The sequence below is a fragment of the Candidatus Mycalebacterium zealandia genome (genome assembly GCA_014075295.1).
In the GTDB taxonomy this organism is placed as follows: domain Bacteria; phylum Desulfobacterota_D; class UBA1144; order Nemesobacterales; family Mycalebacteriaceae; genus Mycalebacterium; species Mycalebacterium zealandia.
The window spans coordinates 188,825-210,365 of sequence record CP046180.1; the positions used below are offsets into that span (position 1 = coordinate 188,825).

General features: G+C 51.1%; 19 protein-coding genes and 2 tRNA genes. 11 read left to right on the plus strand and 10 right to left on the minus strand.

What is annotated here, in order from left to right; genetic code table 11:
* The first annotated feature begins 11 nt into the window (after positions 1 to 11).
* On the plus strand, positions 12 to 1,964 hold the full coding sequence (locus tag GKS04_00955) for a transglycosylase SLT domain-containing protein (GenBank protein QMU55763.1): 1,953 nt from the start codon (positions 12 to 14) through the stop codon (positions 1,962 to 1,964).
* Here GKS04_00955 and hisH read toward each other — a convergent pair.
* Genes hisH through radC form a run of 3 tightly spaced genes read right to left on the minus strand, consistent with a single transcriptional unit; the run spans position 1,949 to position 3,888 of the window.
* Entirely contained in the window at positions 1,949 to 2,584 is a 636-nt protein-coding gene (hisH, locus tag GKS04_00960) for an imidazole glycerol phosphate synthase subunit HisH (protein QMU55764.1), read from the minus strand. The genes GKS04_00955 and hisH overlap by 16 nt on opposite strands.
* Positions 2,581 to 3,177 (minus strand): imidazoleglycerol-phosphate dehydratase HisB, encoded by a 597-nt coding sequence (gene hisB, locus GKS04_00965; protein ID QMU55765.1) that lies wholly within the window; start codon positions 3,175 to 3,177, stop codon positions 2,581 to 2,583. The genes hisH and hisB overlap by 4 nt, the downstream gene beginning before the upstream one ends.
* A gap of 18 nt (positions 3,178 to 3,195) precedes the next feature.
* Positions 3,196 to 3,888, minus strand: coding sequence for a DNA repair protein RadC (radC, locus tag GKS04_00970; protein ID QMU55766.1), 693 nt, complete (start codon positions 3,886 to 3,888; stop codon positions 3,196 to 3,198).
* A 59-nt stretch (positions 3,889 to 3,947) separates the two neighbouring features.
* Here radC and cofC point away from each other — a divergent pair, with 59 nt between their 5' ends.
* From cofC to GKS04_00985, 3 genes are all read left to right on the plus strand, one after another.
* On the plus strand, positions 3,948 to 4,601 hold the full coding sequence (cofC, locus tag GKS04_00975) for a 2-phospho-L-lactate guanylyltransferase (protein ID QMU55767.1): 654 nt from the start codon (positions 3,948 to 3,950) through the stop codon (positions 4,599 to 4,601).
* A 10-nt stretch (positions 4,602 to 4,611) separates the two neighbouring features.
* Positions 4,612 to 5,502, plus strand: a complete 891-nt coding sequence (gene speB, locus GKS04_00980) for an agmatinase (GenBank protein ID QMU55768.1) — start codon at positions 4,612 to 4,614, stop codon at positions 5,500 to 5,502.
* 41 nt (positions 5,503 to 5,543) lie between these two features.
* A tRNA-Met gene (locus GKS04_00985) sits at positions 5,544 to 5,615 on the plus strand.
* Positions 5,616 to 5,623: 8 nt separating this feature from the next.
* On the opposite strand, the gene msrB is transcribed toward GKS04_00985, so the two are convergent.
* The 7 genes from msrB to dnaA all read right to left on the minus strand — a co-directional run bounded on the left by msrB (position 5,624) and on the right by dnaA (position 12,740).
* On the minus strand, positions 5,624 to 6,025 hold the full coding sequence (msrB, locus tag GKS04_00990) for a peptide-methionine (R)-S-oxide reductase MsrB (GenBank protein QMU55769.1): 402 nt from the start codon (positions 6,023 to 6,025) through the stop codon (positions 5,624 to 5,626).
* Between the two features lie 31 nt (positions 6,026 to 6,056).
* Positions 6,057 to 6,914 (minus strand): prephenate dehydrogenase/arogenate dehydrogenase family protein, encoded by an 858-nt coding sequence (locus GKS04_00995; protein QMU55770.1) that lies wholly within the window; start codon positions 6,912 to 6,914, stop codon positions 6,057 to 6,059.
* Entirely contained in the window at positions 6,911 to 7,999 is a 1,089-nt protein-coding gene (locus GKS04_01000) for a histidinol-phosphate transaminase (protein QMU55771.1), read from the minus strand. The genes GKS04_00995 and GKS04_01000 overlap by 4 nt, the downstream gene beginning before the upstream one ends.
* Entirely contained in the window at positions 7,999 to 9,216 is a 1,218-nt protein-coding gene (pheA, locus tag GKS04_01005) for a prephenate dehydratase (protein ID QMU55772.1), read from the minus strand. Before pheA ends, GKS04_01000 begins: the two co-directional genes overlap by 1 nt.
* Entirely contained in the window at positions 9,216 to 9,977 is a 762-nt protein-coding gene (locus tag GKS04_01010; protein ID QMU55773.1) for a hypothetical protein, read from the minus strand. The genes pheA and GKS04_01010 overlap by 1 nt, the downstream gene beginning before the upstream one ends.
* A gap of 6 nt (positions 9,978 to 9,983) precedes the next feature.
* A complete protein-coding gene (gene dnaN / locus GKS04_01015) occupies positions 9,984 to 11,243 on the minus strand; it encodes a DNA polymerase III subunit beta (GenBank protein ID QMU55774.1) in 1,260 nt (419 codons plus the stop codon).
* Between the two features lie 120 nt (positions 11,244 to 11,363).
* Complete coding sequence (gene dnaA / locus GKS04_01020) at positions 11,364 to 12,740, minus strand: chromosomal replication initiator protein DnaA (GenBank protein QMU55775.1); 1,377 nt, start codon at positions 12,738 to 12,740, stop codon at positions 11,364 to 11,366.
* A 151-nt stretch (positions 12,741 to 12,891) separates the two neighbouring features.
* On the opposite strand from dnaA, the gene GKS04_01025 reads away from it, so the two are divergent.
* From GKS04_01025 to mutS, 7 genes are all read left to right on the plus strand, one after another.
* On the plus strand, positions 12,892 to 14,421 hold the full coding sequence (locus GKS04_01025; protein QMU55776.1) for a YifB family Mg chelatase-like AAA ATPase: 1,530 nt from the start codon (positions 12,892 to 12,894) through the stop codon (positions 14,419 to 14,421).
* 48 nt (positions 14,422 to 14,469) lie between these two features.
* Entirely contained in the window at positions 14,470 to 15,525 is a 1,056-nt protein-coding gene (thiL, locus tag GKS04_01030; GenBank protein QMU55777.1) for a thiamine-phosphate kinase, read from the plus strand.
* Positions 15,518 to 16,870 carry a DUF21 domain-containing protein gene (locus GKS04_01035; protein ID QMU55778.1) on the plus strand — a complete coding sequence of 451 codons (1,353 nt, stop codon included), beginning with the start codon at positions 15,518 to 15,520 and terminating at the stop codon, positions 16,868 to 16,870. The genes thiL and GKS04_01035 overlap by 8 nt, the downstream gene beginning before the upstream one ends.
* Complete coding sequence (locus tag GKS04_01040; protein QMU55779.1) at positions 16,860 to 18,083, plus strand: DUF21 domain-containing protein; 1,224 nt, start codon at positions 16,860 to 16,862, stop codon at positions 18,081 to 18,083. The genes GKS04_01035 and GKS04_01040 overlap by 11 nt, the downstream gene beginning before the upstream one ends.
* A 43-nt stretch (positions 18,084 to 18,126) precedes the next feature.
* Positions 18,127 to 18,200 (plus strand) — tRNA-Ala (locus GKS04_01045).
* 74 nt (positions 18,201 to 18,274) lie between these two features.
* Complete coding sequence (locus GKS04_01050; protein ID QMU55780.1) at positions 18,275 to 18,898, plus strand: hypothetical protein; 624 nt, start codon at positions 18,275 to 18,277, stop codon at positions 18,896 to 18,898.
* 33 nt (positions 18,899 to 18,931) lie between these two features.
* A complete protein-coding gene (gene mutS / locus GKS04_01055) occupies positions 18,932 to 21,523 on the plus strand; it encodes a DNA mismatch repair protein MutS (GenBank protein ID QMU55781.1) in 2,592 nt (863 codons plus the stop codon).
* The last annotated feature ends 18 nt before the right edge of the window (positions 21,524 to 21,541 follow it).

The window sequence follows — 21,541 nt, forward strand, 5'->3', positions numbered from 1 at the left end:
CCGGAAAACTTATGATTAAACCTCTTTTTCTCCGCACCGTGCTCGCGGCGACATTTTTATTTGTTGCGCTTGTTCCGACTTGCGAAGCGCAAAACCCCGGGCGGACGGTTGCGGTGAAAAAACTCCGGGCGGCGAATGAAGACGCGGACAACGCGGGCGGTCCCGGAAAAGCGCTTTCACTGCTTTATAATCTTGAAAACGAAATTCCGGAACTCCGGGAGTATGTCTTTTTCATCAGGGGAAACGCCCTAGCCAAACTGGACAACTTCCTTGCCGCAGACATGTATAGAATCGCGGCGGAACTTGAAACGCTCAAACCCGAAGCTCTTGAAAAACAGGCTCAAATACTTGAAACAAAAGGACTTTTGGTTGAAGCGGAAAGGGTTTACAACACGCTTTTTAATTCAGACTCCGCGACACGCAAAGGGTTTTACCTAAAAAAAATCGCGGAACTGGCGGAGAAAAACGGCCGCGCGGACGTTGCGGCGGAAACGTGGAAAACGCTTTGGAGAGACTATCCGGCAAGCGTTCACGCGGGCGCGGCGGCGGAAAAAATCTCTCCTTCCGAACAAGACCGCGTCCGCAGAGCGGACACGCTGTTCGACCTCAAAAAATGCGCAAGCGGCGCGGCGGCGGCTTACGTGTCTCTGCCCAAAACGGAGGAAAGAAATATCAGGCGCGCCATATGTATGCGCAAAACCGGATGGAAAAATGAGCGGCTCTTGAAAAATGCGCTTTCGGTTCTCGGCTCGGCAAAATCCGCTCACGCGGCGTATGTCAAAGGAACGGTTCTTGAAGCGATGGCTAAAATCCGGCGCGGGAAATCGGGAGAGCGGAAAGCGCTCCGCAAAGCGCAAGCCGCTTTCAGGGCGGTAAACAAGTTGTTTCCCAAAACCGAATGGGCGGGAAAAGCCCTTGTAAAAGAGCAGAAAATCGCTCTGAAACTCGGCAAAACCGGCAGGGCGGAGGAGATTTACGCTCTGGTAAAACAGTCTCATCCGCAAAACCGCACGGATGTGGCATGGAATCTAGGCTGGAATTATTACAAAAAGGGGGAATACCTGAAAGCCGCGCGCGTTTTCGCGGAAAACGAAAGAAAAGAAAAATCCTTTCTCGCAGGGCAGTTCGCGTATTGGAGGGCGAGAGCCATTGAAGAAACGGGGGAGCGCGAAGAGGCGAAACAGTTTTTTATTGAAGCCGCTGGCAGAGAGTTCAGCTATTACTCTTTTCTCGCGGAGGAAAAAATCGGAAAGAAAGACGCCCATCGCCGCAACGGCTTCCGTATCTCGAAAAAATCCAGAACGTCGCCCGCGATTAAAAGAGCGCGATTTCTGCTTGAAGCGGGCATGGAAAAATGGGCGGCAAAAGAAGCCGTTGCGGCGGGGAGAGGAAATCCCGCCGCGGCATGCGAAATTCTCACCGCCGTCCGGAAGTTCAATTCGTGCATAAAACTCATCGGAAGCAACCCGCCGTCCAAAAGAATGCGGCTCGCTTTCCCTAGAGGGTTTAACAACGAGGTAAAAAAGTTTTCGTCAAAATACGGGCTTGATGAAAACCTTGTCTATTCCCTCATACGCGAGGAGAGCAGATTCAAAATGGACGCCGTTTCGCACGCAGACGCGTTCGGGTTGATGCAGCTCATAATGCCAACCGCGAAAGATATGGCGGCGGGGGCCGGAGAGGAGGAAATCATACGCGAAAAACTTTTCTCGCCGGAAGTGAACATAAAACTCGGTTCGCGCTATCTGCACCTGATGTTGAAAAAATTCGGCGGTGATACCGTTGCCGCGCTTTGCGCCTACAACGCGGGACCGACAAGGGCGGCGCGGTGGAAAAACGGAGCGCTCAAAGGTCTTGAACAGGACGAGTTCACCGAAGAAATCCCGTTTAACGAAACAAGAAATTACGTGAGGCGCGTATTTAGAAGTTACGGCGTTTACAGAGCGGTTTACGGAGACGGCTGAAAACCGGCGAAATTGCGCAGGACTTCCAAGCCCGCGTCCGAACTTTTTTCAGGGTGAAACTGGCAGGCGAAAACATTGTCTTTTTCCACCGCGGCAGTGAACTCGCTTCCGTAAGAAACCCTCGCGGCTATAATTGACGAATCCTCCGGCTCAACGTAGAACGAGTGCGCGAAGTAAAACCAGCTTTGGTCGGAAACGCCGGTGAAAAGTCCGCCGCCGGACAGCGACACGCGGTTCCAGCCCATGTGCGGCACTTTGAGTTCGGGAGACGTGCGTAAGCCCTTAACACCGCCTTTGAAAACGCCGAGCCCCGTCTCTCCGGGACTTTCATCGCTACTCTCGAAAAGTATTTGAAGCCCGAGGCACATTCCCAGATACGGTTTTCCTTCGTCTATGAAATCGCGCAAAGCCGTGGCAGCTCCGGATTTTTCAATCTCTTTGGCGCAGTCGCCGAAAGACGCGACTCCGGGAACGACAATCTTTTCCGCCTGCGATATTTCGCGGGGAGTGGAAATTGCCTTTACGTTGAAGCCGAGAAACTTAAAAGCGCTCAGAACGCTTCGCTGGTTGCCCGCCCCATAGTCAAAAACGGCTATTTCGGGGTTGCGGGCGGAGCTCATAAAGCGCCTTTTGTGGAAGGAACGCCTGTGTAGCGTTCGTCAATCGCGGTCGCCAGATCAAACGCGCGGCCGCACGATTTGAACATCGCCTCAATGTTGTGGTGCAGATTGTCGCCACTGTGGAGGCGGATGTGGAGGTTGCATCCCGCATTGTTTGAGAGAGATTTAAAAAACTCGCGCGCAAGCTCCGAGTCAAAATCTCCCACTTTGGACTTGGGCATTTCGGCGTCAAACACAAGACACGGTCTGCCGCTTATGTCCACGGCGCAAAAAACAAGCGTGTCTTCAAAAGGCACAAAAGAGTGCGCGAAGCGGACTATGCGACTTTTCTCGCCGAGCGCCTCCTTGAAAGCGTTTCCAAGCACAATGCCCACATCTTCAACTGTGTGGTGAAAATCAACCTCGGTGTCGCCGACGGCTTTTATTTTGAGGTCAAAGCAACCGTGCCGCGCGAACTGGCTGAGCATGTGGTCAAAAAAGGGTATGCCGGTCTGGATGTCAAACTTCCCTGAACCTTCAACATTCAATTCAACGCTGACTTTTACCTCGCTGGTTTTTCTTTCAGCTCTCGCTTTTCTGGATTCGGGAGGCATGAGTGTTTTCCAAGGCTATCATAACAAGCCGTTTTCAACAAAACTGTAATGGTCGTGCGAGCATACAATCAGGTGGTCAACAAGCCGTATGTCAAGCGATTTGCAGATTCTTGCGAGTTCCCCGGTGATGTCTTTGTCGCTGTCGGACGGTTGCGGGTGGCCGCTCGGGTGATTGTGAACAACAATGATGCCTGAGCATCTTTTTACATCAATCGCCTTTTTCACCACGTCCCTTATGTTCATATTCACGCTTGCGACTCCGCCTTCGGACACAACCTCGTGCTCAATAAACTGGTTTTTAGTGTTGACGAAGACCAAAAGCATAAACTCCCTGCTTTCGCGTCCTATTCTGGATTTACAAAAATCTATGACCGCCTGCGGAGAAGTCAGATAGTCCTCTTTTTCAATCCGCGTCTCCATATAGCGCCAGTTGATTTCCCTGACAAGCGGTATGAAAGCGGCGGTTGAGACGCCTATGCCGGCAACTTTCCTTAGTTCGGACGGGGAAGCGTCCAAAATGGCTGAGAGCGAGCCGAAGGTTTTAAGCAGATTTTTCGCGACGGGTTTCACGTCGCTGCGGGGAATTGAATAAGTCAGAAGCAGCTCCAGCGCTTCGTAATCCTCAAACACGCCCAGCCCCTCTTTGAGAAATTTTTTTCTGACGCGCTCCCTGTGACCGGCGTAGTGGGGGGTACTCGGCTGGCGGCTCATTGAGCGTTAGTTTAACTTGCCGTGTGGAAAAAAACCTATTTTTCTGTAGTGTTTGTGAAATGAAAGCCGTTGTTGTTCCGGTAAAAAGATTTTCAGCCGCAAATGAAAGGCTTTGCGAAAGCCTGTCGCCGTCCGAGCGCAACGGGCTCGCGCGCGTGATGCTTGAGGATGTTCTGTCCAATGTGGCGCGGTGCGAACGCACGGACGGGGTTTTCCTCGTAACCGCCGAACCGGACGCCATGAGCATGGGGCGCGAATTCGGAATGGAGATAATTCTTGAGCATGACCAGCAGAGCGAAAGTTCGTCCGTTGATTTCGCGATGAAGAAATGTTTTGCGGCTGGCGTGGATTCCGCGCTTGTGATTCCGGGCGACATACCCGCCGCGCAGGCTTGGGAGTTTGACGCCGTGCTTGAAAAAGATGACGGGGAAAAGCGCATTATCATTGTTCCCTCACGGGACGGAACGGGAACAAACGCGCTTTTTATGAGTCCGCCGGGCGCGCTGTCTCCGCATTTCGGCGAAAACAGTTTTCCACGCCACAAGGAAACGGCTCGGCGGCGAGGTCTGGAGTTTTCCTCATTAACGCTCGGCGGCATAGGGCTTGATATTGACACGCCAGAGGATTTGGAGATTTTTATGAGCGGGGACGGCACGAGAACTCACGACTATCTGCGCAAACTGGGCTTCGGAAAAACGGAGAAAACCGCATAGGCAATTCGGAATGGGCTTTGAGTTGAACTTTCTGGACCTTGACCCGTCCGAATCAAATCCCGATAGCGCGCAAACGGTTGTGCTTCCGGTGCCGTACGAGAGAACGGTGTCGTTCCGGGGTGGCTGCTCGCGGGGTCCAATGGCGATAATTGAAGCGTCCCGCTCAATTGAACTCTACGATGAAGAACTTGGAATCAACCCGGCGGAGGGAGGCATCCACACCGCGCCTGAAATTGAATGCGACATTGATCCGGCACAGATGGTCAAAACCGTTAAAAACTCGTGCCTTGATTTTGCGCGGGAGGGCAAATTTGTTCTCACACTCGGCGGTGAGCACTCCGTAACGGTTGGGGCTTTCGCCGCGCAAAAGGAGATTCATTCTGAAATTTCGGTTCTGTCCATAGACGCCCATTGCGACCTCAGAGACAGTTACCAGGGCTCAAAATTCAGCCACGCGTGCGTTATGAGAAGGATTGTGGAAGCGGGCGCGTCGCACATTGTAATCGCGGGAGTGAGAAGTATGTCGGCTGAAGAAGCCGGGTTCGCGGTCGGCAGAGAGGATTTGAGTATTGTTTCCGCAGAAAAGATTTTAGAGGAAAAACTTCTTGTGAACGCGCCCGGGCAAATTATGGAAAAACTTGGGCGCAAAGTTTATTTGAGCATAGACGCCGACGGACTCGACCCTTCAATTATGCCTTCTGTCGGAACACCGGAACCCGGAGGAATGGGCTGGACGGACGTTATCTCTTTGCTCCGCGCGGTGTTCGAGAGCCGTGAAGTGGTGGGAATGGACATCGTTGAACTCGCGCCAATTCCGGGCTTTGTCGCGCCCGATGTAACGGCGGCGAAAATGGCATGTAAAGCTATTGGATACAAGCTCGGACGGTCGCGCCAATCTTGATAAGACTCAGGCTTGTGTGTTAAACTCCGCCTTCCTCAAAGGGCGGCGTAGCTCAGAGGCAGAGCAGGGCTCTCATAAGGCCCCCGTCGGAGGTTCGAGTCCTCCCGCCGCCACTCAATCCCTAATCCTTTTTCTTGAAATCCAGAGACGCGGAGTTAATGCAGTATCTTGTTCCGGTGGTTTCGGAGGGGCCGTCCGGAAAAACATGCCCCAGGTGGGCGTCGCACTTTGAGCACATAACCTCGGTCCGGCTCATTCCCGCAGAGTTGTCCTGTTCGGTCTTGACATTGTCCCGCTCCATCGGCTTGTCAAAACTGGGCCATCCCGTTCCGGAATCAAACTTTGAATCCGAATTAAAAAGCGGCTGTCCGCAACAGACGCAGATATACCGGCCTTTTTCCTTGTAATCATTGAACTTTCCCGTAAAGGGCTTTTCGGTTCCCTTCCGCCGGGCGACGTGGAACTGCTCTTCGGTAAGTTCGGCTTTCCACTCCTCGTCAGTTTTCTTTATCTTTCCAGTCATCGAGAAAACATTAACAAACCGCACGGCGGTGTCAAAAATTGCGTTCGTTCTTGATGAAAAGCTCTTTCGCCGCACGCCCTTTTTCAAGCAGACGGGCGAGTTCTTCCCTGTCTCCGGCTTCCACCGCACGCGCAATTTTGGAAATTGAGCGCGAAAACCCTTTGAACGCTTCAAGAACATTCTCCCCGTTCTCAATAAGTATGCCCGCCCACAGGTCCGGGTCACTCATTGCTATTCTGGTTGTGTCCTTCAATCCGCCTCCTGAAATGGAGAAAGCGTTTACTTTTTCCGTGGTCGCAGTTCCGGCAACCGAAGACAGAGAATACGCGCACGCGTGCGGAAGGTGGCTTATGAGAGCGAAGATCCGGTCATGCTCACGGGCGGACATTTTCAAAATCTTCGCGCCCGTCTTTTTCCACATATCCTCAACTTTGCTCAATGCGTCTCCCGAACCGCTGGTGATTATCACGGGTTTTCCTTTGAAGATGGTTTTTTTATGCGCCTTCGCTCCCTGTTTTTCGCTTCCCGCAACCGGGTGCGCCGGAACAAAAAACACATCCGGCGGCAAAACACTCTCAATGCTTCGGGCAACGGATTCTTTAACGCTTCCAACGTCTGTTATCACCGCGCCGGGGCGCGGAGTGGAAAAAAGAGCGTCCGCCGCCGTGCGCATGCGGTGAACAGGAACGGCAAGAACGTATATGTCTGTATCGGGCGGAATTTCCGCCGCATCCTTAAAACCCCGGTCTATAAGCCCTTCGGAGACGCAGTAATCAACCGCCGCGGAGTTTGTGTCCGCGCCTGTAATTTCATCCGCCGCGTCCGCTTCTTTAAGCGCCGCGCACAGAGACGCGCCTATTTGTCCCAGCCCTATAATGGAGATTTTCATTTTTCCATTGCCTTACTCAGAGCGTTGATAAAAGCGGCGTTATGCTCCGCCGTGCCGACCGTAACCCGTATGTGATTTTCAAGCCCGTAAGCCGAAACGGGGCGCACTATAATCCCTGCACGCAACAACCTCTCGTACACTCCCTCGGCATCGCGCCCGACTTCCGCGAGAACGAAGTTTGCCTTTGAGTCTGTGCGTTCAACGCCCATTGAGTCAAGAAAGGAATGCAGATACTCAAGCCCTTCCAGATTCACTTTGCGGGAAACGGCGCAATGCCGTGAATCTTCAAGAGCGGCGAGCGCGGCCGCCTGCGAAACAGAGTTGACATTGAACGGCTCTTTGGCGCGGTTCAAAAGAGCCGCCACACGCTCGGACGCAATCGCGTAGCCGATTCGGGTTCCCGCAAGCCCGTGGATTTTTGAGAAAGTCCGGACGGTTATAAGTCCCTCCCTCTGTGAGTGGTACTCAAGCGTGTCGGGATATTCCGGGTCGTCCACATACTCAAAATACGCCTCGTCAATCACAATGGCCACGTGTTCGGGAACCTTGCCGAGAAAATCCTCAAACTCGCCGCGCGAAAAAATTGTGCCGGTCGGGTTGTTTGGATTGGCAAGAAAAATGACTCTGGTTCTAGGAGTTATCCGCCGCGCAAAATCTTCAAGTTCGTGTTTCAGACCGGGCATGTGGGAAACAACCCCTTTTGCCGCGGCGGCGGCGGTAACGATGGGATAGACAACAAAGCCGTGAGCCCCGTAAATCGCTTCATCGCCGGGACCGAGAAAAACCTTCGCTATCAAATCAAGCACCTCGTTTGAGCCGTTGCCGACCGCGAGGTTCTTAGAAGCGACGCCGAGTTTTTCAGACAACTTCTCTTTGAGACGCGAGCAGTCCCCGTCGGGATAGAGGTGGATTTGAGAGGAAAAAGAGTTCACCGCTTCAACCGCCGCGGGCGAGGGCCCGAGAGGGTTTTCGTTTGACGCCATTTTGACGGCGTTTTTTATTCCCATCTCTTTTTCAATCTGCTTGGAGGTCTTGCCCGGAACATAAACCGGAAGACTCATTATGTTTTCTTTCGGAGTTAGCATTACGAGTCCGCTCTGGTCTCGTCGCCCGAAAAATAGCATCCGAGCACTTTGAAAGAAGAACTCCCGGACTCAATTTCCCTTATAAGTTTGTCGGTTTTCCGCTTGCCGAGACTTCCTTCCAAATCAACAAAAAACACGTATTCCCACGCCTTTTTACCGGACGGGCGGGACTCTATTCTCGTAAGGTTGACTCCGGCGGACGCAAGCGGGGAAAAGAGCGTTTTATGTAGCGCGCCCGGCTCGTCTTTGATGGAGAACATTATGGATATTTTATTTCCATCACGCTTTTGTGTGGCGATGGCTTTTTCCACAACCACAAAACGCGTAGCGTTGAGCGGGGTGTCTTCCACGCTTTTAGCGGCGATGCGCAGTTTGTATATGGAGGCGGAGTGGGCGCTTGAAATTGCGCCGACCGTTTTGTCTTTTGCCGCCATTACGGCGGCCGCGGCCGTGCTGGAAGTTTCCACCGGACGCGCGGCGGGCAATTTTAAGGCAATCCACTTTCTGCACTGTCCGAGAGCCTGCGGATGTGAAGCGATCTTTTTTAAATCCTTCAAACTTCCGGTTTTGGACAAAAGAAGGTGGCTTATTTTCTCGTAGTGCTCACGGGTTATATGAAAATCATTCTCGGCTATTATTTCAAGAACCCTTCCCACCGATCCCTCCGTTGAGTTTTCTATCGGAATCGCGCCCATAGAGACCGAGCCGGTTGCCACACTTTCAAAAACTTCCTCAATGGTTTTGCGCGGAACCATTTCCGAGGAGTAACCGAACATGTTTGAAGCCGCCTGATGTGAGAAACTCCCCTCCGGACCGAGGTAGGAAACCCTGCCTTTTGATTGAAGGGTTCTGCACGAGCGGATTATCTGCCTGAAAATTGAAAGCGCGTCCCCGTCCGCAAGAGGTCCCTTGTTGAGGCTAACGATTTTTTTCTCAACCTCTCTTTCCCTCTCCGGATCATAAACGCTTTTTGCCAGCCGTTTCTTCTCTTCCATAACCTCAAACGCCACTGCCGCTCTTTCATTTATGGCGGCGAAGATTTTGCGGTCAACGGAATCAATCTCGGCTCTGAGTTTGGAAAGTGTTTTTGAACCGCTTTTTCTTACTCTTTTTACAGGCATTTCGGAAGTACTAAACCTTGTTAAAAACCTTTTTAGTATGCGGGTTGAGACAAAAAGAGGCAAGGGAGAGGCGTTTTTGCCCGCGCGACGGGACATTAAATCGGGGTTCTAAAAACAGTCAGCGCCTTAACTTCGGCGGCACCGCCCGAAAGTAGTGTTGCCGAACACTCATCAAGGGTTGAACCGGTGGTGAAGATATCGTCAAAAAGCAGCACTTTTTTGTTTTTTACCGCCTTTTTTCCCTCATCCGTGATGGCGAAAGCGCCGCGCATATTCGCTTTTCTGTCGCGACTTTTAGAGAAAGACACCTGTGGAGTTGTGTTGATAACTCTTTTGAGCGCGGAAGGCGCGTGCTTTTTTCCCAAGCGGGAAGCCACTTTTGAAGAAATCACCGCGGACTGGTTGAATTCCCTCTCCCTGATTCTGTTCAAATGAAGCGGGACGGGGATAACAACCTCAAAATCGCCCATGTCTGAAGGGAAAAAATCAACAACAAGCGAAGAGAAAAAGGTTCCCAGGGAAAAACGTCCGTCATATTTGAAAATCTTTGCCACCCGCGCTGCGGGACCGGAAAAAAGAACAATTGAGCGGGCGATGGAAAAATGCTTTTGCGATACAAAACATGAACCGCACGGGGAATTGCTGTGGTTTTCCACAAGTGGGTTCCCGCAAAGCGGGCATATATCCGGCGGTGAAAGAGGGATAAAACCTTCCGCGCAGGCTTGGCAGAGAGAAACGCTTAAATCTGGGGAGTTCTCAGCATGGGGAGGTTCTGAAAAAACTGAATCACAAACAACACACGATTTGGGAAACAGTAAAGAGATTAGAAAACTGGCAAGATTCCGCACAAACCCCATAAAAATTCAGGAAACCACCGGCATCAATATACAGACAAAATCTGCGGAACCGGTAAGGGTTAACACACCGGGTGTTGCTCCGTCCCCGGGGCGAAAATCAATCTCTTCACCATCAAGAAAGCTCAGAGAGTCAACAAGGAATCTAGGGTTAAAAGATGTTTTTAACTCGTCTCCGCCGAATTTTACCGGAACGGTGTCCACAGCATCTCCCTCATCCGTTTCCACACTCGAGATGGAAAGCGTGGAGGGAACAAGGCTCAAATCCACCTTTTCGTGTTTTTCGCAAAAAACACTTACCCTCTTCACCGCGGCAAGTATGGCGTTTTTATCAACAACGGCTGGTTCCAGAGCGGAAAAATCCGGCACAACCCTTTCGTATTCAGGAAAGAGGGAGTCTATAGGGTTTGAGATAACCGTTGTTTCCCCCGTGGAGCAGAAAACCATATTGTTCTCAAAAGAGAACGCGGTTTCGGAATCCACTTTGGAATCCTTGATTGTTTTCACAACTTCACCAAGAGCTTTTTTTGACAATATGAATTTTTCAAAATTGCCCGCGCCGGAGATCTCTTTTTGAAAATAGGCAAGCCGGTGGCTATCGGTAGCGACAAGTCTGATTTTTCCGCCAATTTTCTCAAAATACACACCGTTGAGGTTGCGTCTCAAAGAGTCGTCCGCGGCAAAGTTTAGAAGTGACGGGAGAATTGTCGACACGGTTTGTGAGGAAAACGAGAAAACCGCCTTTGTTGGCGAGGCGGGAATTTTTGGAAAACTTTTCCCGGAAAGAAAGGGAAATTTAAAAACACCTGATGTGGTTTTTATCTCCATCCAGTTGTTTTTGTGAATATTAACGACCACATCATCGTCTTCCATACGCCTTATTATTTCAAGAAATTTGCGTGCGGGAACAAGGATGTCAAAATCAGCATCGGGGGCATCTTCCGGGTTGAAGTAACTGGCTATTGTCGATTCAATATCCGTGGCTGCGACAAAACACTCTTTTTTCTTGCCAAACCCTCTTAAAAGTATATTCCGCAGTATATCGTTTGGAGATTCGGATTCCGCCAGCCCTGCGACCAATTGCAATTTGTTAAGCAGGGGTTGCCTTTTGAACTTTATCTTCAATTGTTTTCCACCTTGTCTATTCGTTTCTTCTATTAGTCTTTTTATTATACATAAAAATATAGTAGTCGTAGTAGTAGGGGGTGTGGATTTGTGGATAAGTTTAAAACCCTTATCAAAACTCCAAAACACATAAAGAATTCTCATTGTTGAGTAAGTGTTGAAAACGATGTTTATGTTTTTGTTTTTTCCACAATGTTTTGTGGAAAACTTTTTCAAGGTGTGGATTTGTTGTGTTTTTCCACAGGTTTTCCACAGGTTTGTGGGTTAAATTCCAAGCCTGTCTTCTATCTCTTCAATGGCTTTTACGGTGAGTTCATCACCCTGTTTGATGTTTTCCTCTATTTTGTTGACAGCGTGAATCACGGTTGAATGATCCCTTTTGAAAAACACCCCAATTGAGGGATATGGCGTGCCCAGATGTTTTCTTATAAGGCTCATCGCGAGTTGTCTGGGGAAAACAACCCCCCTTTCCCTGCTCAGGGAAACAAGTTGTTCTTTTTCAAGGTTGAAAACGTCTTTAACACTCTCAATAATGAGCTCAACCGACATGTTCCTGCCAATTGCGGAAATGTCTTTCTCCGCTTTACCGTTCTGGTTTATGGAGCGCTCATCGATAATCTGGTGGGCGGTTCTTATATCTATGGGTCTTCCGTCTATCTCAGCCATAATTATAAGTTTTGCAAGAACGCCTTCAAGCTCCCTGACGTTCCCCTTCACTTTTTCCGATATTATCTCAATAACACCCGGCGGAATTTCAATCTTTCTAGCCTCCGCTTTTTTCTTAAGAATGGCGGCACGCGTTTCTATGTCGGGGTGCCTTATGTCCACCGTAAGTCCCCACATAAACCTTGTCTTTAATCTCGGCTCAAACCGCAGGTTCCCCGGTTCCTCGTCGCTTGTTACAATAATCTGTTTTCCTTTTTCATGAAGAGTGTTGAAGGTGTGGAAAAACTCTTCCAGAACCTTTTCTTTTCCCTCAAGGAACTGAATGTCGTCAATCATGAGAAGATCGCACTCGTTGCGGAGCTTCTTCTTCAGAATGGACATTCTTTTCCCCCCGATGTGTTCTATAACAATGTTTGTAAAATCCTCCGAGGGCATACAGCATATTTTCAAATTCGGGTTGTTTTTCTCGAACTCGTTTCCCACGGCGTTCATAAGATGTGTCTTTCCAAGTCCGGAAGAGCCTCTGATGAATAAAGGGTTGTGGCGTCCGGGTTGTTTGGCGGCCGTACTTGCCGCGGTAAAGGCCAACTGGTTGCTCTCGCCCACAACGAAACTTTTGAAACTGTATTTTGAGTTCAGGTGACCCAAAAGAACCTCTTTTCTCACGTTTTTCTCGGGAGGTATTAAAACATCTTCAGTGCTCTCGCCTTTAGGGTTTGCCACCTCAACCTTTTTTACACCGTAAAACTTTGTGAAATAGTCGGAAATTTCCGCCAAAGAGTTTCCAACATTGTTGGTGAGGCAGTTCATCCCGATTCTGTCCGGAGGCAGTATCTCAACAACACCCTCCTTGTCATCAAAACCGGATATCTGTGATTTGGAAAAAATTTCTATGGTGTCTCGGTCAACATTGCCGCCCTGTTCAACATGACCCAGAAACCCCTGCCAGATCTGACTTAAATCTTCTCTCTGCATCAAACCATAAGACCGAGAGGGCGTCCGAAGAAGTTACAAAGCGAACAAGACCCTCACCACTACCAAAGCCGTTTTCAATCTAAACACTAAAAACCCGCTCTGTCAAACAGCTTCTCAAAAACCCTTTGTTGTGTTGTGTAAAATAGCCCGCATGACTTCAAATATTCAAAGTTGCGCCGTGCTGGGTGTGGATGGCTATATAGTGGAAGTTGAGGTTGACATGAGCACCGGACTCCCCGTTTTTACGACGGTCGGTCTGCCGGAAGGAGCCGTGAGGGAAAGCAAGGAGAGGGTGCGCTCAGCCATAAAAAACAGCGGTTTTAAAATCCCGCCGCGAAGGATTACGGTGAACCTTGCCCCAGCCAACATCAGAAAAGAGGGATCTTCGTTTGACCTGCCCATATCGGTCGGAATTCTGGCGGCGGCGGGCATCATCGTGCCGGGGGAAAAACTCAAAGACTTTCTCGTAATGGGTGAACTCTCACTTGACGGCAGAGTGAAAAAAGTCGGAGGGATTCTGTCCATGGCGATTTGCGCGAAAGAGAAAGGACTAAAAGGAATCGTGGTTCCCGAAGCCAACGCCGCTGAAGCCTCGCTTGTTTCCGGTTTGGAGGTCATCGCCGTGGATACACTCGCCCAGTTTGTGGGACATATTGACGGAAAAAATGAAATCGCGCCGCAAACCTTCTGCGCGGACGTATTCTCCTCAAAAGCGCAATACGGAGTTGATTTCAGCGAGGTCAAAGGTCAGCATCAGGAAAAGAGGGCTGTTGAGATAGCCGCGAGCGGCGCACACAACATTCTCATGGTCGGTCCGCCGGGTTCGGGAAAAACCCTCCTCGCCCGCAGAATTCCCACAATCCTTCCCGATATGCATTTTTCAGAAGCAATGGAAACCTCAAAAATCTACTCCGTTTCGGGACTTCTTAAAGATGAACAGCCCTTCGTTACCGAGCGTCCGTTCCGCTCTCCGCACCACACCGTAAGTGACGCGGGCCTAATAGGCGGCGGCTCCGTTCCGCGCCCCGGCGAAATCAGCCTCGCTCACAACGGCGTTTTGTTTCTTGACGAAATGCCCGAGTTCAAAAGAACCGTGATTGAAGCGATGCGCCAGCCGCTTGAAGACGGCGAAGTGGTTATATCCCGCGCCGCCACAACACTCACCTATCCGGCGAAATTTATGCTTGTCGGCGCGATGAATCCCTGCCAGTGCGGGCATCTGGGCGATACTTCAAAGCCGTGTTCCTGCCGTCCCGAACAGATAAGAAAATACCGGGCAAAGCTGTCGGGACCGGTTCTTGACAGGTTTGACATAAACATAGAGGTTCCCGCCCTTGAATACCGCGAACTTTCGGATGAAACCGCCGCCGAGAGTTCCGCGGATGTGAAGGACAGAGTCAATTCCGCGAGAGGGATTCAGAACGAAAGGTTCGGCGGCGCGGGTGTTTTCTCCAATTCTCAGATGTCGCCCGAGATGCTGAAAAAATTCGCCCCGCTTTGCGACTCTTCAAAAAAAATTCTTGAAAGAGCGGTTGAAAAACTCGGGCTTTCAGCGAGAGCGTACGACAGAATAATCAAAGTCTCGCGAACAATAGCAGACCTTGCGGGCTCGGACGCCATAGAGCCCGAACACATTGCCGAAGCTGTGCAATACAGACGTCTTGACAGGTATTTTCAGTAGATTCCGATTGACAAACCGCGCCCGTTCTGAAACAATTTTGACGCGAAAATGAATGAAGATATTGATTCTTCCGACCATACGGATTCCCCACACAAAAAGACCGCTTTTGCGGATGAGGAGTTTGTTGTCTCCCGTGCGCTGAGGCGGTTCGCCTCAAAAGAGACGCGCGGACGCCTTGTTGTGGGTCCCGGCGATGACGCCGCCGTGATTGATTGCGGCGCGGACGAATTTATTGTGGACAGTTGTGATTGCGTGGTTGAGGGAGTTCATTTCAGAAAACAGTGGCTCTCGTTGCCCGAATTCGGCGCGCGCGCGGTTGGTTCAAGAGCGGTTCTGTGTGCTGCGAGCGACATCGCGGCGATGGGCGCTTCTCCGAAATCGGTTCTCGTGAGCGCGGGTGTCAATCCCCGCACCGATTCACAAATCATTGATGAACTTTTACAAGGCATTGAAGACGCCTGCGCAGAGATAGGCGCGGCGGTCGCGGGAGGCAACACATCGTCCGCGCCCTTTATGTTTCTTGACATAAAAGTCAGCGGTGAAACCTCCGCACGCAGCTTCGCACGCAACAGCGGAGCGAAAAGCGGAGACGCCGTTTTCGTTACCGGGCGTCTTGGCGGTTCGGACGCGGCGGTGAAAATTCTTGACGGTCTCACATCCGGCGCTCACTCCGCCGCGAGCGAGCTCGGAACTCTTGAGCGGTTCCGTTTTCCTTCTCCGAGGATAGACGCAGGTCTCGCGCTTGCGGGTATGGTCTCGGCAATGACGGATATAAGCGACGGGCTTATAGCCGATTTGAGGCGGGTGGTTTCGCTGTCCGGTTGCGGCGCGCGCCTGTCGCTTGAAAAGATTCCCGTCCATCCGGGTCTGGCCGGAGGCGCGATGGAGGCCGTGACCGCCGGAGGCGACTACGAACTTGTGTTTACCGCGTCCGCGGACCGCACTGGCGAAATCGCGGGCGTTTCAAAGAAAACCGGACTGGACATAACACAAATAGGAAGCGTGGACGGCGGCGGGGCTTTAAGCGTTTTTGACGGAGAAACGGAAATTCCCGCTTCGGAGTTCGGTCCGGGCGGCTACGTTCACAACGATAAAAATGGGTGAGATTCTGATAAGTACACTGATTGCCATCGCGCTTTTGGGTGCTTCGGCATTTTTCTGTTTTTCCGAAGGCGCGCTTTTTTCGCTCGGAAGACACCAGAGGGAGAGAATAAAAAATGAGGGTGGAGGAAAAGCCAGACTCATAGAGAAACTTCTCCAAAAACCCGGAGATCTCATCGTTACGGTTCTTTTCGCGGACGAGGCTGTAAACATCGCGTATTCGGCCGTGGTCGCCATGGTGGTCGCGAGCCTGATGGGCTCGTTCTCGTCCGAAACTGTAACCTTTGTGTCGATTGCCGTCGCTTCTCCGCTTCTTCTGATATTTGGCGAGACGGTTCCCAAAACCCTTGCCGTGCGCTTTCCGGCTTCCATCGCCAAAGCGGTTGCGCCGTCACTCAATGTTTTTCACGACGCCATAACTCCGCTACGCTGGCTCATAATAAAGTTTTCAAATGTTTTTATTCCGCGCGGCGACGGCGAAGCAACCGAGGGGCTGGCTCAGGAATTTAGCGAGGAAGACATAGAAACCCTTGTGCTGATGGGCAGGGAAGAGGGTGTTGTGAATGAGATTGAAAGCCGCCTTGCCGACCGTCTTTTCCGTCTGCGCGACACTTCGGCGCGCCAGATAATGACGCCCAATGTGAACTGCCTCACCATCAGTGATTCGCTCTCCGTTGAGCAGGTCATCTATGAAATCAAAAAGGCGGGATATTCAAGAATTCCGCTTTATTCGGATGACAAAAACGACATCACGGGCGTTATCTTCGCCAAAGACCTTTTGCTTAAATCTCCCGACAGCGATTCTCTGAAAAACCATATCCGCCCGCCGTACTTCATACCCGGAAGCAAAGACGCGTTTGATCTTTTTAGGGAGTTCCGGCGGCGCAGAATTCACATGGCAATCGTGGTTGATGAATACGGCAGGTTTGACGGGCTTGTAACAATGGAGGACATCCTTGAGGAGATAGTCGGCGAAATAGAGGACGAAAGGAGCGTCGGCAGAGACCAGCCCGCAACTGAATGGGACGGAGGAAAACTGATTGTGCCGGGCAGTTACAGGGTTGACGAATTCAATGACATTATGCTTTTTCCGCTCATCAAGTTCGTTGGAATTGAGAATTTTTCGCAAGCTCTTTCCGAGTCCGCGATTTCGCAGAGCACAGGCGAAGGCGAGACGCTCGCCGGTTTTGTTTTCAGCAAATTCGGCGCGCTTCCTTCCGAAGGGCAGACCATATCGCACGGAAGTCTTGAGTTCACGGTTACTAAAATATCGGGAAAGAGAATAAGCGAAGTAACAGTTGAGGCGCTTAGCACGCTCTCCGGCGCGGAGGAAGAGCATGAGTCTTGAAGCCACAATAACGGCGGTTGTTTTATGCCTCGCCGTTCAGGCGTTTTTCGCGGGCTCGGAAATCGCCCTCATATCATGCGACAAGATACGCATGAGGATGCTCAGCGGCAGAGGGTCGCGCGCGGCGCGGCTTGTGCTTGAATCCTATTCCGAAGTGGACAGATTTCTCGGAACAACACTCGCGGGAATAAACATCTCGCTTATAACAAGCACCATACTTTTGACCTTTTATATGGAAACCCGTTTCGGCGCTGGAGAGTTTTACGCGGTAGTGATACTTTCCCCTCTCGTAGTGGTTTTCGGGCAGGTGGTTCCGAAATCTATCTTCCGCAGAAGCAGCGACTCCATGATTCTATGGGCGATATATCCTCTGTGGGTCGCAACACGGCTGTTCTATCCGCTCACATGGATTGTCAATTTTTTCACGCGTCAGGCGTTGCGCCTTGCCGGGCACCGCTCTTCAATCACAAGGGAGGAAATTATGGACGCCATCAGAGCCCACGCGCGGGGAAGCGCGGATTCAGGCAAACGGCGGATGTTCAGCAGGGTGTTTTCATTCTCCGAGGTTCAGGTCTCAGACGTTATGGTTCCGCTCTCTTCGGTGAAGGCTCTTTCCGAGTCCGCAACCCTGTCCGAAGCCGCCGGGATGGTCGGGGAAACGGGATACACGAGGATACCGATTTACAGCGGCAGGGTGGATAAAATAACCGGCGTTCTTCACTCGTTCTTTCTGCTGGGCAATGATGAAAACGGCTCTCAAAAAACCGTCGGACAATACGCGAGTCCGGCTTTTTACGTTCCGAGACGAAGGCCCATAAATGAGCTTCTTGAAGAGATGAAAGCGGGCGCGTCAATGGCGATTGTGGTTGACGAATACGGAGGCGCGGTCGGAATCGTAACCCTTGAAGACATACTTGAAGAGATAGTGGGCGAGATAGAGGACGAACACGACAAGGGCGAAAACCTCTGGACACGGACGGGCGCGAACAAATATCTGATTTTTCCGCATATCAGCGTTGAGCGCGTCAACGAAGACCTTGGCACGCGCATACCGGAGAGCAAAAATTACGAGACGCTCGGCGGCTTTCTGCTTTTCAAATTCGGACGCATACCCGCGCGCGGCGAAACGGTTGAGTCAAGCGGGGCGATTTTCACGGTTGAGTCTTCCACTCCGCGCTCAATCCAGCGGGTGGAAGTTACAACGACGGGTTGATATTGGGGTTTTTCCGTATAATAATTGCGTTGGTTTTTGTAACGGGGATGTAGCTCAGTCTGGGAGAGCGCTGCCTTCGCAAGGCAGAGGTCGGGGGTTCGATTCCCCTCATCTCCATTAAAGAAAGCAAAAGAGTTTGATTTTCACAATCCTCACATATAAAATCAGAATTCCGTTTAAGGCGGCTTTGAATGAGAATTTTCCTGCTTTCAGCGACATTTTTTTCACTCGGAACCTCAAATGTTCTTGCGCATCATCCGTGGGAGGGCGCGGCTCTTACCCACTGGCATCAGGGCTTGCTTTCGGGATTCGCGCACCCCGTGCTCGGGCTTGACCACCTTGCGTTTCTCGCCGCGGTTGCGTTTTTCTGCGCCATGTGTTTCAGAAGCAAAAAGACGCTTTTGGCTTTTATTCCCGCCACAATCGCGGGCGTTTTTGCGCATCTGTTTCTGTCCGGTCGCGGATTTGAAATTCCGTTTTATGAAACTGTGGTCGCCGTGTCGGTTGCGCTTGCGGGTTTTGCCATTTTCACGGGCGCGGTTTCAAAAGCATTCGCCACTGCTCTTTGCGCCGTTTTCGGGCTGTTTCACGGCTACGCCTACGGCGGCGGGATAGTCGGTTCTGAAGTGTCCCCGCTTGTTTTCTACCTCATCGGTCTCGCGGTTGTTCAAACCGCGCTTGTTGTTGCCATGGCGTTTTTATTCCCGAAACTTTCCGGCTTTTTCCGCATTCCGCGGGCCGGCTTTTCAAAAATCACCGGGTTTATTCTGTTCGCCGCCGGAGCTGTTATTTCAATCACTTCAACCTCTCTTTGATAAAGACGGCAATTTCAATATAATTTCCCTTTTATGAGCGAATCAAGCACACCGATGCTTGAACAGTATAAAAGCATCAAAAGCCGCTACCACGATTCCATACTTTTTTTTCGGCTCGGTGATTTTTACGAGATGTTTTTTGAAGACGCGCTTGCCGCTTCGGAAATTCTCGGCATAACCCTCACGGCGCGCAACAAAAAATCCGCCTCGCCTGTTCCATTTTGCGGCGTTCCGTTTCACAGCGCGGAGAGGTATGTGTCAAAACTGCTTGAATTTGGGCTCAAGGTCGCCATATGCGAGCAGGTTGAAGAAGGCCAATCCGGCAAACTTGTGGAAAGGCGGGTCGTCAAAGTTCTCACTCCGGGCACCGTTCTGGGCGATGAAAGCCTTGATTCAAAAACAAACAACTACATAGCGTCAGTCAGTTCGGACTCTTCGGGCTATCATCTTGCGCACTGCGACATTTCAACCGGGGATTTCGCCGTCTGTTCGCTCAAAACAGAAGTCGCGGCACGCTCCGAACTTCTCAAACTTATGCCGTCCGAAGTTGTCATCGCGGTGGAGAACGGCCTGTGCGCCGCGGAGTCGGCCGTTTCATGGAATCCGCTTTTCACCATCAGACAAGATCTGTTTGTTTCAAGCGAGCCGGGCTCGGCTGTTATGAAACACTTCGGGATTTCGTCTCTCGCGGCGTGCGGATTTGACGAAACTTCAGGCGCGGCTCTTGCCTGCTCCGCGTTGCTTGAATACATGCGCGAAACCCAGATGGACTATATGCCTTCCATAAAACTGCCGGTTTTATACGGTGCGTCCTCCTGCGTTCAGATTGACGAATCCACAAGAAAAAACCTTGAACTCGTGAAGTCCATGACTTCCGAAGACGGACCCACGCTCATCAAAACAATTGACCTTACGCTGACCCCGATGGGCGGGCGGCTTTTGAGAAAATGGATGGACTACCCGCTCACGCAAATCGACGAGATTGAAAGCCGCCTTGATGCGGTTGAAAACCTTTGCGCCGATTCCGACCTGACGGATTCAATCCGAACCGAACTCAAAGGTGTGAACGACATTGAGCGACTGATTGGTAGAATCTCCACGCCGTCTTCAAAGCCGAGAGACATGACTGCGCTAAAGGATTCGCTTTTGCGGACATCGGAGTTGAAGAAAATTGCGCCGCGCGCGGCCGCGCCTCTTCTTCGTGGCGCCGGGGAAAAGATAGACGGTTTTGACTCTGTAACCGGGCGCATAGCCGCGACAATTTACGATGAGCCGCCCGCCACTCTTGCCGAAGGTGGGGTCATAAAGGAGGGATGCGACCCCGACCTTGACGAATTCAGACGTCTGCGGCAGGAAGGCAGAAACTGGATATCGGGCTTTGAGCAACAACAGAGGGAAAAAACCGGAATTTCCTCTTTGAAGGTCGGATACAACAGAGTGTTCGGCTACTACGTTGAGGTTACAAAAACAAACATTGACAAGGTTCCGCCCCAATACGTCAGAAAACAAACTCTTTCCTCAAGCGAAAGATTCACAACTCCCGAACTTTCCGAATGGGAGGAAAAAATCAAAATTGCTGAAGACGAGATGTTGCGACTTGAAAGAGAGATATTTGAAGGTTTGAGACGCGAGGTTTCATCTGTCGCGGACAAAATCAGAGAGTGCGCGAGGCTGATTGCCGTTTTTGATGTACTGTCGTGTTTTTGCGCCGTCGCCGTGCGCAACGGATACACAAGGCCCGTCATAAACGGAGGAGGAGAAATAGACATTACGGACGGACGGCATCCGGTTGTGGAGCAGATACGGGGTGCGGGCGCGTTTGTCGCGAACAATGTCAAAATGGATGACGGGGAAAACAGATTTCTGCTTATTACCGGACCCAACATGGCGGGAAAATCCACCCTCATAAGACAGGTCGCGCTCACGGTTTTGATGGCTCAGATGGGAAGTTTTGTTCCGTGTTCAAAAGCGGTTGTGGGGATTACGGACAAGATTTTCACACGCGTGGGTGCGTCCGACAATCTTGCGAAAGGGCTTTCAACCTTTATGTCCGAAATGGTTGAAACCGCCTACATAATACGAAACTGCACCCCGCGCAGTCTTGTGATTCTGGATGAAATCGGACGTGGTACGGGCACCTTTGACGGAATGAGCATCGCGTGGGCGGTCGCCGAGCATTTGCATCAAGTCGGCGCGAGGTCTCTTTTCGCTACTCACTATCACGAACTTGCGAATCTCTCCGCGTCAAATCCGGGAGTCAAAAACTACAATGTCGCGGTCAAGAAAAGCGGAGAAGAGATTGTTTTTCTCAAAAAACTTGTTCCCGGCTCATCAAGTCACAGTTACGGAATTCAGGTTGCCGCGCTCGCGGGCGTTCCGGAATCGGTTCTTGTGTCCGCGCGCAAAATACTTTCCTCTCTTGAAAGCATGCGCGCAAAAATGACCGAACTTATGGGCGCGGAGCAGATGACGCTTTTTCCCGATGCTGAACCCGAACAACCCGCCGAGAACAGCTCGTTTGGCAAACTCGCCGAAGACCTTTCCCGCATAGACACAATGAACCTCACGCCCGCCGAAGCGATAAAAACCATTGAGGAATTAAAAAAGAAACTTGAAACTGATTGACGAAATCGCGAGCGTGGC